The sequence below is a fragment of the Pelagimonas sp. genome, from assembly GCF_058892305.1.
The window spans coordinates 42,643-57,963 of the sequence record NZ_JBZXVN010000022.1 but is presented as its reverse complement, the minus strand read 5'-3'; the positions used below and the strand labels follow the sequence as shown (position 1 = coordinate 57,963).

14 protein-coding genes are annotated in these 15,321 nt (G+C 56.6%); 8 read left to right on the top strand and 6 right to left on the bottom strand.

The window, feature by feature from the left end; all coding sequences use genetic code 11:
• Positions 1-2: 2 nt before the first annotated feature.
• A complete protein-coding gene (yaaA, locus tag AC5EFR_RS10140) occupies positions 3-776 on the bottom strand; it encodes a peroxide stress protein YaaA (RefSeq protein WP_493575711.1) in 774 nt (257 codons plus the stop codon).
• 151 nt (positions 777-927) lie between these two features.
• On the opposite strand from yaaA, the gene AC5EFR_RS10135 reads away from it, so the two are divergent.
• Positions 928-1,179: a hypothetical protein gene (locus AC5EFR_RS10135; RefSeq protein WP_493575710.1), complete on the top strand. Its 252-nt coding sequence runs from the start codon at positions 928-930 to the stop codon at positions 1,177-1,179.
• A gap of 4 nt (positions 1,180-1,183) precedes the next feature.
• Here the strand turns inward: AC5EFR_RS10135 and recQ are convergent, their stop codons facing one another.
• Together recQ and AC5EFR_RS10125 are read right to left on the bottom strand one after the other, a co-directional pair.
• Positions 1,184-3,247 (bottom strand): DNA helicase RecQ, encoded by a 2,064-nt coding sequence (recQ, locus tag AC5EFR_RS10130; RefSeq protein WP_493575709.1) that lies wholly within the window; start codon positions 3,245-3,247, stop codon positions 1,184-1,186.
• 157 nt (positions 3,248-3,404) lie between these two features.
• Positions 3,405-3,698, bottom strand: coding sequence for a YggT family protein (locus AC5EFR_RS10125; RefSeq protein WP_493575708.1), 294 nt, complete (start codon positions 3,696-3,698; stop codon positions 3,405-3,407).
• 130 nt (positions 3,699-3,828) lie between these two features.
• Here AC5EFR_RS10125 and AC5EFR_RS10120 point away from each other — a divergent pair, with 130 nt between their 5' ends.
• The 6 genes from AC5EFR_RS10120 (at position 3,829) to arfB (ending at position 9,090) form a co-directional block, all read left to right on the top strand.
• Positions 3,829-4,374 (top strand): acyl-CoA thioesterase, encoded by a 546-nt coding sequence (locus AC5EFR_RS10120; RefSeq protein ID WP_493575707.1) that lies wholly within the window; start codon positions 3,829-3,831, stop codon positions 4,372-4,374.
• Positions 4,375-4,441: 67 nt separating this feature from the next.
• A complete protein-coding gene (locus AC5EFR_RS10115; protein WP_493575706.1) occupies positions 4,442-5,770 on the top strand; it encodes an MFS transporter in 1,329 nt (442 codons plus the stop codon).
• Positions 5,771-5,775: 5 nt separating this feature from the next.
• Positions 5,776-6,714 carry a penicillin-insensitive murein endopeptidase gene (mepA, locus tag AC5EFR_RS10110; RefSeq protein ID WP_493575705.1) on the top strand — a complete coding sequence of 313 codons (939 nt, stop codon included), beginning with the start codon at positions 5,776-5,778 and terminating at the stop codon, positions 6,712-6,714.
• On the top strand, positions 6,715-7,620 hold the full coding sequence (locus AC5EFR_RS10105) for an esterase-like activity of phytase family protein (RefSeq protein WP_493575704.1): 906 nt from the start codon (positions 6,715-6,717) through the stop codon (positions 7,618-7,620). It abuts the gene before it with no gap.
• Positions 7,621-7,712: 92 nt separating this feature from the next.
• Positions 7,713-8,354 (top strand): queuosine precursor transporter, encoded by a 642-nt coding sequence (locus AC5EFR_RS10100; RefSeq protein ID WP_493575703.1) that lies wholly within the window; start codon positions 7,713-7,715, stop codon positions 8,352-8,354.
• A gap of 313 nt (positions 8,355-8,667) precedes the next feature.
• Positions 8,668-9,090: an alternative ribosome rescue aminoacyl-tRNA hydrolase ArfB gene (arfB, locus tag AC5EFR_RS10095; RefSeq protein ID WP_493575702.1), complete on the top strand. Its 423-nt coding sequence runs from the start codon at positions 8,668-8,670 to the stop codon at positions 9,088-9,090.
• 16 nt (positions 9,091-9,106) lie between these two features.
• Here arfB and AC5EFR_RS10090 read toward each other — a convergent pair whose 3' ends face one another.
• The 3 genes from AC5EFR_RS10090 to argH all read right to left on the bottom strand — a co-directional run bounded on the left by AC5EFR_RS10090 (position 9,107) and on the right by argH (position 14,614).
• On the bottom strand, positions 9,107-11,656 hold the full coding sequence (locus AC5EFR_RS10090; RefSeq protein WP_493575701.1) for a TIGR02302 family protein: 2,550 nt from the start codon (positions 11,654-11,656) through the stop codon (positions 9,107-9,109).
• Between the two features lie 36 nt (positions 11,657-11,692).
• Positions 11,693-12,958, bottom strand: coding sequence for a diaminopimelate decarboxylase (gene lysA, locus AC5EFR_RS10085; protein ID WP_493575700.1), 1,266 nt, complete (start codon positions 12,956-12,958; stop codon positions 11,693-11,695).
• A gap of 264 nt (positions 12,959-13,222) precedes the next feature.
• Complete coding sequence (argH, locus tag AC5EFR_RS10080; RefSeq protein WP_493575699.1) at positions 13,223-14,614, bottom strand: argininosuccinate lyase; 1,392 nt, start codon at positions 14,612-14,614, stop codon at positions 13,223-13,225.
• Positions 14,615-14,635: 21 nt separating this feature from the next.
• On the opposite strand from argH, the gene AC5EFR_RS10075 reads away from it, so the two are divergent.
• Positions 14,636-15,196, top strand: coding sequence for a TlpA disulfide reductase family protein (locus tag AC5EFR_RS10075; RefSeq protein WP_493575698.1), 561 nt, complete (start codon positions 14,636-14,638; stop codon positions 15,194-15,196).
• Positions 15,197-15,321 lie beyond the last annotated feature (125 nt).

Sequence of the window (15,321 nt, the reverse complement as noted above, 5' to 3'; positions counted from 1 at the left end):
GGTTACCCTGCTTCAGGGCGCCGAACAAAAACCGGCTTATCGACCTCTGACAAATCCGGGCGGTATTCATACCCACCAACATCAAATCCGGTAATTGCATCAGCATCGACCAAGCGGTTTTGTACAATAAACCGCGCCATGGCCCCACGGGCGCGTTTGGCAAAAAAGCTGACAATCTTCGGCGTGCCGTTTTTGTCTTCCATAAATTGCGGTGTGACAACTCGCAGTTTCAATGGCTTGAGCGGCACCGCACCAAAATACTCTTGGCTCGCACAATTGACCAATACATCCGCTCCGATCTTGTCCGCCTGCGTGCGCAGCTCGTTTGAAATCTGATCCCGCCAATAGTCGTAAAGGGTCTTGCCCCGTCGCGTTTTCAGCCGAGAGCCCATTTCCAATCGATAGGCCTGCATTGCGTCCAATGGGCGTAACACCCCATAAAGACCTGACAAAATGCGCAAATGATCCTGCGCCCATTCCAATTCCGCACCATCAAGCGACGCGGCTTCGAGGCCCAAATAGGTATCCCCAGCAAACGCCAAGGCCGCAGGACGGATATCTTCACCCTCTGGGGCTTCCGAAAAGGCGCGGAACCGGTCGCGGTTTAACCGTGCCAGATCGTCACTCAGATCCATCAACCCCTTGAGGTCCCCTAAGGTCAGATTGCGCATCGTCTTGGCCAACCGATTGGCATCGGCCGTCATAACCGGTTCGGTCATCTCGACCTGACGCTCTGTCCAATCCAGCCGTTTGGCCGGTGAAATCACCACCAACATGCGCACTCTCCCTTGCTTTGTTCTTGATTTAGTCCACGACCTGCCAAAGGTCCAGCGCCGCGAAAAAGTACGAGCATTTTTGCCAGCGTTCTCCGAATCGCGATGATGCGTTACCCTTGGGGCACTTTTTGAAGTCTTTTGGAGAAAACCCATGTCGATTTTACGACTGGCCACGCTGGCCCCTTTTGCAATTGTTGCAGCAACTTCATCCGCGTCTGCTTGGCAGGACACATCCCATCCCTACCCTTGGGATCGCGGTTGCGACAAGGACAACTGCTTTGAACCCTATACCGCCTATCAGCATGGGCATTATTCGTATTTGAAATGCAAAGACCCGTACAAATACCTGACCTATGTCAGCGGGAAACTGGCCTGCGTGCCACGGTCGGGTGCGTCGCACTAAGCGCCTAATCGGCAGTATTCAAAACGTCGAGAAAGGCGGGGCCAAAGCGTTCTGCCTTTTGCTCACCCATACCCGGCATCGCCTCGATCGCAGAGAGGCTGTTTGGACGCATCTTCGCGATTTTGGCCAATGTGGCGTTGGTACAGGACAGGTATTTTCCGGTCCCGTCTTCGCCCCGCGCCAATTGCACCTGCGCCTCCATCAACGCATCATAAACCGACCCGGCATTGCTCCCTGCCAATTTACGGCGTGTTGGGTGAAGCGTTTCTACGGCGCCTGTCACAACCTCTAGAAAAGCCGTTCCATAGCGTTCAAGCTTTTTCGCGCCAACGCCGCTAATCCGCGCCATCTGATCCAATGTCGAAGGCCGGTTTTCAGCTATTTCGATCAAAGTACGGTCGGGGAAAATCACATAGGCGGGCGCGCGGGCGGCTTCGGCCAATGCGCGGCGCTTGGCTTTGAGCGCCGACAAAAGCGGTGCATCCTCATCACTTACCAAGGTCTTGATCGCGGGGCGACGTTCCGAGGCTTTTCGGATCATATCCTTGCGCAGCTGGATGTTTTCTTCACCCCGCAAGATCGGGCGCGCCGCTTCTGTCATGACCAAAGCACCATGGCGTTCTGCATCGGGGCGCATAAGATCATGACCCATCATTTGGCGAAACACGGCCTGCCATTGGCCCTTGGTCAAATCTTTGCCCACCCCAAAGGTCGGCAAGGTTTCATGGCCGCGCGACAGCACCTTATCGGTTGTATTGCCAAGCAAAATATCGATCAGATGACCGGCACCAAAGCTTTCACCGGTCCGCAGGGCCGCCGACAACGCCTTGCGAACGGCTTCGGTTCCATCAAACACCTCTGGCGGGGTATCGCATAGATCGCAATTGCCGCAGGGGTCCGCCTCTTCTCCGAAATAGCCTAACAAAACCCGACGCCGACATCCCTGGGCCTCGGCCAAACCTAGCAAGGCGTTTAACCGCCCGTGATCCGCGTCGCGCCGTTCAGGTGGGGCCAAACCTTCGTCGATCTGGCTGCGGCGCAGGCGAATGTCATCTGGACCAAACAAGGTCAATGTTTCCGCCGGTGCGCCGTCACGCCCGGCGCGGCCAATTTCTTGATAATAGGCCTCGATGCTTTTGGGCAGGTCAGAATGCGCCACCCAGCGGATATCCGGTTTGTCGACCCCCATGCCAAAGGCCACAGTCGCAACAACGATCAAGCCGTCTTCGCGTGCAAAACGTGTTTCAACGGCGCGACGATCCTCGGCCTCCATCCCGCCATGGTAAAAACACGTGCTGTGCCCTTGTTCCGCCAAGGCGCGGGAAAGCGTTTCGGTCCGTGCCCGCGTGCCACAATAGACAATGCCGGATTGCCCCTTGCGGGCGGCAGCAAAGTTTAGAATCTGTTTGCGTGGGCTGTCTTTGGGCTGAAAAGCCAGATGGATATTGGGCCGATCAAACCCACGCAAGAAACTTTGCGGCGCGTTTCCGTCGAATAGCCGGGTCACAATTTCCTGTTGGGTTTCGCTATCGGCGGTGGCGGTAAAGGCCGCCAGTGGCACGTCTAGTGCCCGACGCAATTCACCGATGCGCAGGTAATCAGGTCGAAAATCATGGCCCCATTGGCTCACGCAATGGGCTTCGTCTACGGCGATCAATGAAATGCCCGCTTGGGCCAGCATCCGTTGCGTGCCCGAGTTGGCCAACCGCTCAGGTGCCAGATAGAGCAATTTCAACTCGCCGCTGTGCAGCATGTCCCAAACCGCATCGGTCTCTTCTTGGGTATTGCCCGAGGTTAGCGCCCCGGCGGCCACCCCGGCCTCTCGCAAACCGCGGACCTGATCGCGCATCAGGGCAATCAATGGGGAAATCACCACGGTTACACCGTGGCGCATCAAGGCGGGCAGTTGGAAACAAAGCGATTTTCCGCCACCGGTTGGCATGATCGCCAACACGTTTTCACCCCGTGCCACGGCCTCTACAATCTCGCCCTGACCGGGGCGAAAGGCGTCAAAGCCAAAGACATCTTTCAACAGCGCCTCGCTGGGCACGGTGTCGTCACGTGGCATGGGTGATCCTGCGGGATTATACTATATCTGCTCTTATCCCGACATTCTCATACTAAGATTCGGTGAATCAAGCCCCAATGGCATAAACACCACAGGATTAACCCGTGGTGCCATCAATCCGTTTCGAATAGGCGGCGGTTCGCCCCAACGCTCCGGTTTAGTATCCGAAAAACAGCCCGGCGTTATTCGCCAGAACAATCCGAATGATCATCAAGCCAATGAGCGCAACCAGTGGGGCAAGGTCCAAACCACCCATAGGCGGTAGGATTTGGCGCAATTTGGAATATAGCGGTTCAAGAATACGGTTTAGCCCGTCCCAGATCTGGGCAACCAGAGGTTGGCGCAGATTGAGCACCTGGAAATTGATCAGCCAGCTCATAATCACATGCGCGATGATAAAGAACCAAGCGATGTCCAGTAAAAGCATCAGAATTTGATATAGCGACTGCATCAGGGGGCCTCGTTGAATGGATCGACCAACACCTAAGCACCCGAACACAAAAGCGCAAGTTTGCCGCGAGGTCGTGGTTGACGTTCGGTGAAAGCTGCGCCACCTGAACCGAATAGTTCAGGAGCGCGCAATGTATCCCTTTATCAGAATGACCAAAGGCCTTCTTCTTAGCCGCAAGGCCCCCAAGATGGACATTTTAGATACGCATGTGTCTCACCATATGTGCTGGCCCTGGGATATTGATCTGTGGATGGAGCTGAACAATGGCCGGACGCTAACCCTATACGATTTGGGCCGCCTGCCCGCCGGGGATCGCGCCGGCATGTATGGGCCGATGAAAGACAACACATGGGGCATGACTGTTGCCGGATCGGTGATCCGCTATCGCCGTCGCGTTCGCATGTTTGAGACATTCGAAATGCGCACCCGGATGTTGGGATGGGACAAACGGTTTTTCTACATGGATCAAAGCAGTTGGAAGACCGACGGCGAATGTTCAAGCCACGTTGTGTTGCGCATGGCGCTCACCGAAAAAACCGGCATTGTGGACCCGCAAAACATGATGGATCTGCTCAAACCCGGCGCGACGTCGCCCGATCTACCGGAATGGGTGCAAAAGTGGAAAGAGGCCGAGGATATGCGCCCTTGGCCGCCGGTAAAAACCGCCGCCACCTAGGTAATCCTTGCTACTGCCCCCCGAACAGGATTCTATGCCTGCAAATGGGCGGGGGCATCTAGACCACATGGAAGACACATCACTACGCAAACGCATATGGGGCTGGTTCTTTTTCGATTGGGCCTCTCAACCTTATAACACCTTGTTGCTGACCTTCATTTTTGGCCCCTATGTCAAAGATTTGATGGGCGATGGAACCGCGGCGCAAGCCGCGTGGGGGTATGGTATTGCCGCTGCGGGTATCGTCATTGCCCTTCTCGCGCCGATCCTTGGGGCGATTGCGGATACCGGTGGCAACCGATTGCGGTTTATCTGGGGCTTTTCGGTTCTGTATGTGCTTGGCTCTTCGATGCTTTGGTTCGCCGATCCGAATGAGTTCAACCTGTATGGCACCCTGTTCTTCTTTGCCATCGGCCTGATCGGCATGGAATTCGCCACGATTTTCACCAACTCGATGCTTCCCGATCTTGGCCCAAAAGAAGAAATCGGCCGCATTTCCGGCAATGGCTGGGCGTTTGGCTATGTCGGTGGCTTGATTGCCTTGGTGACCATGCTGGTATTCTTTGCCGAAAGCAAAACAACCGGCAAAACCATAATCGGCCTTGACCCTCTCTTTGGTCTCAATCCCGAAAATCGCGAAGGCACCCGCGCCGTTGGTCCGTTAACGGCCATCTGGTTCATCATATTCATGGTGCCGTTTTTCCTGTGGGTGCGTGATCCACGCCAACATACCGCGCCCAAAGGTGCCGTTGGCAAGGCCCTGCGCCAGCTTTGGAAAACCGTCACTTCCCTGCCCAACCACCCGTCGCGCTTTGCCTATCTTGGCTCATCGATGTTTTATCGCGATGCCCTCAATGGCATGTACACCTTTGGCGGTATCTATGCTGCCGGGGTCTTGGGCTGGTCCGTTGTTGATGTTGGCGTTTTTGGCATCTTGGCGATCCTAGCCGGGGCGATATTTGCCAAGATCGGTGGCCATTTGGATGACCGTTTCGGCCCGAAACCTGTTATCAAAACCTGTGTTTGGATTCTCATGGGGGTTGGTATTGGCATCGTGATGATCCGCCCCGATAGCCTGTTTGGCGTCGCACTCCCCGAAGGGTCAAACCTCCCCAATATCGCGTTTTATATCTTTGGCGCTTGTATTGGGGCCGCCGGCGGTGTGATCCAATCGGCGTCCCGCACGATGATGGTTCGCCAAGCAGACCCGGAGCGCATGACCGAAGCTTTTGGTCTCTATGCTCTGTCGGGCAAGGCAACTTCATTCCTTGCGCCTCTGTCGATTGCCATCGTCACCTCCCTGACCGGCTCCCAATCTCTCGGCATCACTCCGCTTATCGGGCTTTTCGTAATCGGGTTGGTTCTGCTACGCTGGGTTAACGCGGACGGAGATTGATTGGTATGTTTCGAGCATTGATTTTGGTGACCTTAATAGCGAGCCTCTCGGCCTGTGGGGGGGAGCGCGGCAAAAGCCGGAAAAACTCTGCACGGACAACCCCGGTGGAACGCAGCATTGACCCAATCCTGTCGACCAAACAGGCCAAACAGCTGTTTGGGGCCAAAGCAACCGCCAGCGATCAATCCTCGGCCCCCTTCGGGAGCTATGCCAAAGGCTGTTTGGCAGGCGGCGAACAATTGGCGGAAACCGGCCCAACGTGGCAGGCCATGCGCCTATCGCGAAACCGCAATTGGGGCCATCCTGTTTTGCTTGACTACGCCAAAGACCTAAGCCGCAAGGCCGCGAAACAACCGGGTTGGGACGGTCTTTATTTTGGCGACTTTAGCCAGCCGCGCGGTGGGCCCATGCTCACCGGTCACCGCAGCCACCAGATTGGGCTAGACGCCGATATTTGGCTCCGGCCGGCGGATAACTTGAACCTGTCGGTGAAAGATCGCGAAAACATCTCGTCGATCTCTATGCGCCGCTCGTCTGGGGCTTATACAAACAACAATTGGACCCGCTCGCATCACGAAATCCTCAAGGCCGCGGCGAGTGATCCACGCGTCGCCCGCATTTTCATTTTCCCCGGTGCCAAAGTCAAAATGTGCAATGATGAAAAGGGCGATCGCGCTTGGCTCCGCAAAGTTCGGCCATGGTGGGGGCATCACTATCACTTCCATGTGCGCCTGAATTGCCCCAAAGGGATGAAAGGTTGCGTGAACCAAAACCCGATTCCCAAGGGGGATGGCTGCGCCGAGGCGCAGGGCTGGGTTGACCGCATTCTGAATCCACCCCCACCCAAGCCGCGCGATCCAAACGCCCCAAAACCAAAACCGCGCCGCGAATTGACGATGGGTGATTTGCCCAACGCCTGTGTCGGTGTTTTGGCCGCCAAATAAATGAAAAACAAATCACTGCGAAGTATCGCCGCCTTGGTGGTGGCGATATTGTCGGTCTGGACCCTTGCGGCCCCGGCGGCATCGCCGCGCAAGGTCAAGGTTCAGTTTGTCGGAAGCTACACTTGGGCAAGCTCGTCCCAGAATCACGGCGGTTTCTCTGGCCTTGAACTCTCGGCCAATGGCCGCGACTTCACTGTAATCAACGATCAGGCCGCGCTTTTCACAGGATCATTCAAACGAAACGGCACACGCATTACCGGCATTTCAACCCTAACACCCATCCGCCTAAAAGACCCCAAAGGCCGTGTTCTAAAAGGCCGACGAACGGATTCCGAAGGCTTAGCCATTGGGGCGGATGGGCGGATTTTCGTCTCTTTTGAGAGAAACCATCGCGTCAGGTCTTACACCAATCACAAACGGGCCTTCCGCGTCCCGACCCCAACCGCATTTCACGGATTTCAGGACAATTCAGGGCTCGAAGCTCTGGCGATTGATTCCAAGGGGCAATTATTCGCGATTCCAGAACGCTCTGGTAAACTCACCCGGCCTTTTCCGGTTTGGCGCTATAGCGGCAAGCGATGGACCACCCCCTTTTCACTGCGACGCGACGGGGGTTTTTTGCCCGTTGGGGCCGATTTCGGGCCGGACGGCATGCTCTACCTTTTGGAACGTGAATTCACGGGGATTGGGTTCCGCTCGCGTGTGCGCCGCTTTTCCCTCTCCAATACCCAAGTTAAATCCGAAGAAACACTTTTAGAAACAACTGTTTGGCGTCACGACAATCTCGAAGGCTTGTCAGTTTGGCGCGACGCGTCTGGCCATATTCGCTTGACCATGGTTTCGGATGATAATTTCCGCAAACTGCAACGCACCGAGTTCGTCGAATATCGGGTGCTCAAAAACTAAACACTTGCGCCAATGCGCCGCAGTCGTTAAACGCCGCCTGTCCGAAATGACTCGGGCCAAGTCCCCGCAACCTTGCAAAAACGGGTCCATACATGACACGCACGCATATTCCTGGCATCCTTGCCATGGCGGCCATTGTTCTGGCTTCCAACATTCTCGTCCAATTCCTGTTTGGCCAATGGCTGACTTGGGGCGCGTTTACCTATCCGCTCGCCTTTTTGGTCACTGACCTGATGAACCGCATCTATGGCGCCCAAGCCGCTCGCAAAGTTGTCTTTGTTGGGTTTATTGTCGGCGTCATCTGTTCGCTAATCGGCACCCAGATCATGTTGCAGGGTGATGGCTACACCTTCCCCGCCGTGACATTGCGTATCGCTCTTGGCTCTGGTCTTGCCTTCTTGACCGCGCAACTGATGGACGTTGCGATATTTGATCGTCTGCGTAGTGGCGCGTGGTGGCGTGCGCCGCTGGCCTCAACTTTGGTCGGCTCGTCGCTTGATACGGCGATTTTCTTCACTATCGCATTCTCGTCTCAACTGGTGTTTTTGGAACCCGGCAATGACGTCAGCTGGGCCAACGAAGCGATCCCAATGTTGGGTGCGGGTCCGGTTGCGCCACTTTGGGCGTCGCTGGCGGTGGCCGATTGGATGGTCAAACTGAGCCTTGCCCTGATCGCGCTCATTCCGTTCCGAATGATCGTTTCGCGGGCAGGGGCCGTAAATACTACCGCTTGAAGCAAAGAAAACACTTTGTGGTTTTGCCATGTCATGGCAACATCATGTTGAGGCAACAAATTTGAAACACGTTTCAGATAGGCTGACCTCATCGCGTTTTAACAGCTGAAAGGAGGTGATCCAGTGATTAGAGAACCATTGGAGAAGGGTGTAGGGACAATTCGAGAGGCTGAGCTCTAGGGTAACTCCGGGCAACTGCCTATCAAATTGGCGAGCAGCCTAACCGGCCCCGCCTCCGTATTCTCGAAGGGTCGTCCCACGGGCGGCCCTTTTAGCTTTCTGATAAAAACCGCAGCCAATATCGGGGGATCTGATGCTGCAAGTGAACGACGACATCGCCATCGAAGATTGGGAACTGACCGAACAATTTGTTCGTTCAAGCGGCCCCGGCGGGCAGAATGTCAACAAAGTGTCCACCGCTGTCGAGCTCCGCTTTGAGGCGGAACGCTCGCCCAATTTGCCTGCTCCGGTGAAAACACGATTGCGCAAATTGGCCGGTCGCCGTTGGACAAACGAAGGTGCCTTGATCCTTCAGGTCGAGGAAACGCGATCTCAGGCGCGCAACCGTGAAATCGCCCGCCAACGGCTTGTCGAATTGATCCAGAAAGCGCTTCACAAACCCAAACGACGCATTCCAACGCGCCCAACACTCGGGTCAAAAAAGCGCCGGCTGGCGGGCAAAAAAGCCCGTGGTGAGGTTAAAACACTGCGTGGCAAAGTCGACCCCACCGACTAGGTTTTAGCGAAAGCCACTAAAACCGCTCTAACAAACGATCCAAATAGTTCTTTTCGATCTCGGGGCGATCTGCCTCGCTTGACCGACGGCGGATTTCATCCAAAAGCTCTTCGGCCCGGCGATAAACATCTTCACCCTTCAAAAGCCCTTCATCCGTATCAGACCGACCGGAATTGCCCTGACTACGCCCCAGTGGATCACGTTGCTCTCCCGGCTCACCACCTTCGGCAAACCCCTGTTGGCCCTGCTGCTCTGCACGCTGTTGCGCCATCGCTTCGCCCAGCGCGCGCATCCCATCACGAAGGGCTTCCATCGCTTCTGATTGCTGGTCGATTGCCTCGGCCAAGTCACCATCCCGCAAGGCCTCTTCGGCCCCGTCCATAGCGTTGTCCGCATCCTCAAGCGATTGAGCCGAGCGTTCACCCGCCTCCGTCCCCTGACCGGGCAAATTGCGGCGCTGGCGGTTTAACTCATCGCGTAAGGCTTGTTGGCGATCGGCAAGGCTTTGCTCCAAACCCTGTTCGCCTTGGCCCTGACCATCGCCGCGTTCCCGCGCCTCACCCTGCCCCGGTTGCTGATCCCCCGGCTCCGCGCCCGGATCACCCTCTTGCTGGCTGGGTTGCTGGCCATCTTGGCGTTGCGACGGGTTAAATTGCTCCTGCAAGTCGCGGAATGCCTCGTCCGACAACTCCTGTTGCTCACGCAGCGTATCCGACAGTTGATCCATCGCCTGTTCACCCGGCGATTGACCACCTTCCCCTTGGGTGACCTGCATGTTTTCCATCATTTCCTGAAGCTGCTGCAAGGCTTCCATGGCTTCCGCCATCCGGCCTTGTTCCATCAACTCCTGAATACGATCCATCATGCGTTGCAAATCATCTTGCGACATTTCGATGGTATTCTCTGGGTCCGCAGGCTCGCCCGGCTCCTCATTTTGCCGGTTCTGGCGCGCCAATTCGCGCATGTAATCCTGTGTCGCCTCGCGCAATTCCTGCATCAACTCCGCGATTTCTTGGTCCGACGCGCCATTTTTCATCGCCTCTTCAAGCCGCTCTTGCGCGCGCTGTAATCGCTCCAACGCGTCCTGAAGATCCCCCTCTTCCAACTCAACCGCAAGATCCCAAAGCGCCTGTGCCAGTTCGCCTTGCTGTTCATCGCTTATGCCGTCCAAGGCCTCAAGTTTCGCCAAAATCTCGCTCAAGGTCTTGCGGGGCTCCGGTTTGCGGAAAATCTCATCCGGGCGGTTGGACATCGCGCGCAGCAATTGCGAAATCGTATCAACATTGTCCCGGTTCCACAGCAACGCTTGGCGTTGTTCGATCACTGCCTTGGCCATCGGATCAAAGAACCGACGACCGGGTAGCGTAATCAACTCGGGTTCGGTGCGTGCCGTTTGGCCGCGCCCATCCGTGACGCTCATCTCAAGGCGAACCGGCAGGTTGGCCCATGGATGCAATGAAAAATTTCCGCCCAGCGCTTCTTTGAAATCGGCGCGGCTCCCGGCCAGCGGCATCGGCAGCGGGACTTTGATCACTTCTTGAAACTCAGGTTCCAGCGCGCGGCCATAGCGTCGGTCAACCTCGTCCAAAGCCAGAACAAGCCGCGCTTGCCCGGCCTCGATGCCAAAATCATCCTGCGCCTTAAAGGGGATTTGGGCCGCACCGTCATAGGCGACCTCAATCTCGCCATCGCGCTCAATCCGCGGGGCGGCATCTGGGATCATGGCGATCTGCCACGCCCGTCCGTTTGGACCATCAATTGCCAAACGTCCGGCTTGGGCGACTTCGAAATCTTGCGCGGTATCCTGGGCCTGTTCGGGCGTTCGGGGCAACCCCGACACGCTTTCATCCAAAGACAGCGCGCCGACCTCTCCGTACATGCGCAAGGTTATCAACGCGCCTTCGGGCACGTCCAGATTTTCCGCTGTGATATCATTTAGATAAACGGTTGGGAGACGTGTGTAACCGGGGGGTGACATCCAACCTTCCCAGCTTGGTCCCTGCGCCAATTCCGGCCCGCCAACCCCCATGTTCGTGACCGATTGCACCCGCACAAAGGAGCCAAACAAAAACGCGACAGACAAAGCCAATAGCGCGACAAACCGCAAGGCATAAGGGTCGGCCTTGGAAACCCGCAAGTCCGGTTCAACTGGCTTTGCATCTTTCAAACGCGCGCGCATCCGGGCTTGATGCGCGTTCCACACCGCCATCGACGCCGCATCACCGGCACCAATCGCCGGACTGTCGAGCGCCGCCTGAATTGGGTTGCCTTTGAGCGATCCGTCCAACCGCAGCAACGCCTCGTCCCGGCTGGGCCACTTGGAAACGCGCACTCCACGCCACAGCGCCCAAATAAACAGCGCCGTCAAACCGACACCAACCGCCCAAACCCATTCAACCGCGACCAAATCCTGTAGGCCAAGCATCAACATCGCCAGCACCACAAAAACCACCGACCAAAGCGGCCACCACGCCCTCACCACCCGTTCGGCCACCAAACCCGCATGGGTTAGTGCCAAAGGCCAGCGGATTGTGCGGCTTAGTTCCGGGTCATTTTGACGGGCCATACCATTCCTCGCGCGGTATCTTGCGAGGAAAGTGCCTCACAACCATTCAGGAATGGTATCGCGATTTATCATTTCGTCAAAGGTGGGCCTTGGGCGGATAACCGCGAATTGATCGCCATTCACCAAAACCTCGGGAATAAGCGGGCGGGTGTTGTACTCGCTCGCCATTACCGCGCCATAGGCACCGGCACTGCGGAATGCGACCAAATCACCGGCGGCAAGCGGCGGCATCAGGCGTTGTTTGGCAAATGTATCGCCGGATTCGCAAACAGGTCCAACAATATCATAGGGTTGCGGCTCAAGCCCAACCTGCGGCTCGATCACCGGAACAATGTCGTGGTGGGCTTCATACATCGCCGGACGGATCAAATCATTCATCGCCCCGTCCAAAATTAAGAAATCTCGCCCTTCGCCATTTTTCAGATAAATCACCTTGGACACCAAAATCCCGGCGTTGCCTGCGATCAAACGCCCCGGTTCAATCTCGATCTCACAGCCCAAATGGCCAACAGTGCGCTGGATCAGCTTGCCATAATCGGTCGGCAAGGGCGGTGCTTCGTTGCTGCGGGCATAGGGAATGCCAAGGCCGCCACCCAAATCCAATCGGCTGATCTCATGCCCATCGGCGCGCAAAGCTTCGGTCAATTCCGCAACCTTGGTATAGGCAAGCTCAAACGGCTCAAGCTGAGTCAGCTGGCTGCCGATATGCACGTCAATGCCAACAACTTTGATACCGGGCAAAGCGGCGGCATGGGCGTAAACCTCGCGCGCGCGGGCAATTGGAATGCCGAATTTGTTTTCGCTTTTACCGGTGGCGATTTTGGCATGGGTTTTGGCGTCAACATCCGGGTTCACCCGAACGGCGATCTTGGCTTCAACCCCCATCGACGTTGCGATCTCAGAAATCACCGCCATTTCGGGTTCGCTCTCGACGTTGAACTGGCGAATCTGCGCCTCAAGCGCTGCGCGGATTTCATCACCGGTCTTGCCAACACCGGAAAAAACGATCCGATCCCCCGGAACACCAGCGGCCAGAGCACGGGCCAATTCGCCACCCGAAACCACGTCCATCCCCGCGCCTTCGGCGGCCAGAGTGCGCAAAATCGCCTGATTGCTGGCGGCTTTCATTGCGTAGCACACCAAATGCGGGCCCCAATCCAAAGCCTCATCAAAGAGATGGAAATGCCGGGTTAGCGTTGCTGTTGAGTAAAGGTAAAACGGCGTGCCCACTTGCGCGGCAATTTCCTTGACCGGCACATCCTCGGCCCACAACGCCCCTTCGCGATAAAGAAAATGATCCACGCCCGTCTCCTGTCCTGCAGCCGTTCCCGCTTAGCGCATCCCAAAAGGCGAAAAAACCCTTGGTTTTCTTCTTTCCGAAAATATCCCCACCGGAGGCTCCGCCCGCAACGCAAAAGCCCCGGCTCATCTAGAACCGGGGCTACTCACTTTTTTGGCAATCTTACTGGGTTGTGTCTTCGCCCGGTCGTATCGGCGCGCCATCTGCGCCACACCCGGCGAGGCTGCAGGCCGACAAGGCCAACAGCGCCACAATCATCACTGTCTTCATTTAAGCACCTCCTTCCAGCGGGTCACTTGTTCGCGCACCCGCGCTGGGGCTGTGCCGCCATAGCTCATCCGTGAAGCGACCGATTTATGCACCGTCAGAACGTCAAAAATCCCGTCGGTGATCGCCGAATTTTCCGCCTGCATGTCTTCAAGGCTAAGGTCCGGCAGGTCGCAGCCTTTGGACTCGGCCAAGGCGACAAGCGCGCCCGTCACATGGTGCGCATCCCGAAAGGGTAGCCCAGTTTCGCGCACCAGCCAATCGGCAAGATCGGTCGCGGTTGAGAAACCAGCCGATGCAGCACCTTCCAAAGCCTCGCGATTGCCGGTCATATCTTTGACCATGCCTTCCATCGCCGCCAAGGCCAGCATCCAGTTGTCCGCCGCGTCAAAGACCTGCTCTTTGTCTTCTTGCATGTCCTTGGAATAGGCCAGTGGCAGGCCTTTCATCACCATCATCAGTGCAACATTGGCCCCGAAGATCCGCCCGATCTTGGCGCGGATAAGCTCCGCTGCATCGGGGTTCTTCTTTTGCGGCATGATGCTTGACCCGGTGGAGAACCGGTCCGACAGAGTCACAAACCGGAACTGCGCGCTTGACCAGATCACCAATTCCTCGGCAAAGCGGCTCAGGTGCATGGCCGAAATCGACGCCACCGATAGGAACTCAATCGCGAAATCCCGCGCCGAAACCGCATCCAACGAGTTGGCCATCGGACGATCAAAGCCCAAGCTTTCCGCCGTCATATGTCGGTCAATCGGGAAACCAGTGCCCGCAAGCGCCGCAGCCCCCAAAGGCGATTCGTTCATCCGCGCGCGGGCATCGCGCACGCGGGATAGATCGCGCGCGAACATCTCCACATAGGCCATCATGTGATGCCCCCATGTCACCGGCTGCGCGGTTTGAAGGTGGGTAAAGCCCGGCATCACCCAATCGGCCCCCGCCTCGGCCTGATCCACCAGCGCGGAAATCAGGGCGAGCAGACCCTTTTCCGCCGCATCCAGCTGATCCCGCACCCAAAGGCGGAAATCTGTCGCAACCTGATCATTTCGCGACCGGCCCGTGTGCAAACGGCCCGCTGGTTCGCCAATCAAGGCCTTCAAACGCGCTTCGACGTTCATATGAATGTCTTCTAGCACCGTGGAAAATTCGAACTCACCGTTCTCGATCTCTGACAAGACCGTGAGCAAGCCTTCCCGAATGGCCTTTGCATCGCTATCACTAATAATGCCTTGGGCGGCCAACATGGCGGCGTGGGCCCTTGAACCGGCGATATCCTGTGCCGCCATCCGCTGATCGTATCCGATCGAGGCGTTGATCGCCTCCATGATCGCATCCGGCCCGGCGGCAAAGCGGCCGCCCCACATCTGGTTTGAGGAAGTATCCGACATGAGCTGTCCTTCGGAGGAAATATGAAAAATCTGGGTCTTGCGTTGCTGTATACTGCGACGATGGCGCTTGCAAATCCTGGCTTCGCTGATGTGGCGGCTGCGACCGCCGCGCGGACCGGCGATATGAAGAAACTAATCCTTCATTCCGAGCCAAAAACCCGTGAGATGGCCGACTTTATGACCTTTGAAGGGGAACCATTGAACCTATCCGATTGGCAGGGAAAATGGCTTGTGGTGAATTTCTGGGCCACATGGTGCGCACCCTGTCGCAAGGAAATGCCCATGCTTTCCGAGCTTCAGACCGAGATGGGCAGCGATACGTTTGAGGTCATCACCATCGCCACCTCGCGCAATCCGCCCCCGGCGATGAAGGCCTTCTTTGAGGATATCGGCGTCACCAACCTGCCGCTGCACCGCGATCCGAAATCGAAATTGTCGCGCGGCATGGGTGTTTTGGGCCTACCCGCGACGGTGATCCTTGACCCTGATGGCAACGAGGTCGGTCGCATGACCGGCGATGCCGATTGGTCATCTGACAGCGCCAAGGCCGTGTTAGCGGCGCTGATGGGGCCAGCGGAATAAACCGGCCAAGCATACGACCTAGAATCTCTATCTTCAAACCCGTCCCGGAACACCCGTTTGCTACAAGGGTGTCCGGACGGCTTTGACATATCATGACTTGTTCTTAGCTTTTTTACCGGCTTGAA

Bases quoted from the DNA above. Each gene is read 5' to 3' on its own strand.
- arfB (WP_493575702.1), top strand. From the start codon at position 8,668: ATGCTGCAAGTGAACGACGACATCGCCATCGAAGATTGGGAACTGACC.
- AC5EFR_RS10075 (WP_493575698.1), top strand. From the start codon at position 14,636: ATGAAAAATCTGGGTCTTGCGTTGCTGTATACTGCGACGATGGCGCTT.
- yaaA (WP_493575711.1), bottom strand. From the start codon at position 776: ATGTTGGTGGTGATTTCACCGGCCAAACGGCTGGATTGGACAGAGCGT.
- AC5EFR_RS10105 (WP_493575704.1), top strand. From the start codon at position 6,715: ATGAAAAACAAATCACTGCGAAGTATCGCCGCCTTGGTGGTGGCGATA.
- AC5EFR_RS10115 (WP_493575706.1), top strand. From the start codon at position 4,442: ATGGAAGACACATCACTACGCAAACGCATATGGGGCTGGTTCTTTTTC.
- recQ (WP_493575709.1), bottom strand. From the start codon at position 3,247: ATGCCACGTGACGACACCGTGCCCAGCGAGGCGCTGTTGAAAGATGTC.
- AC5EFR_RS10135 (WP_493575710.1), top strand. From the start codon at position 928: ATGTCGATTTTACGACTGGCCACGCTGGCCCCTTTTGCAATTGTTGCA.
- argH (WP_493575699.1), bottom strand. From the start codon at position 14,614: ATGTCGGATACTTCCTCAAACCAGATGTGGGGCGGCCGCTTTGCCGCC.
- AC5EFR_RS10090 (WP_493575701.1), bottom strand. From the start codon at position 11,656: ATGGCCCGTCAAAATGACCCGGAACTAAGCCGCACAATCCGCTGGCCT.
- AC5EFR_RS10125 (WP_493575708.1), bottom strand. From the start codon at position 3,698: ATGCAGTCGCTATATCAAATTCTGATGCTTTTACTGGACATCGCTTGG.
- mepA (WP_493575705.1), top strand. From the start codon at position 5,776: ATGTTTCGAGCATTGATTTTGGTGACCTTAATAGCGAGCCTCTCGGCC.
- AC5EFR_RS10120 (WP_493575707.1), top strand. From the start codon at position 3,829: ATGTATCCCTTTATCAGAATGACCAAAGGCCTTCTTCTTAGCCGCAAG.
- AC5EFR_RS10100 (WP_493575703.1), top strand. From the start codon at position 7,713: ATGACACGCACGCATATTCCTGGCATCCTTGCCATGGCGGCCATTGTT.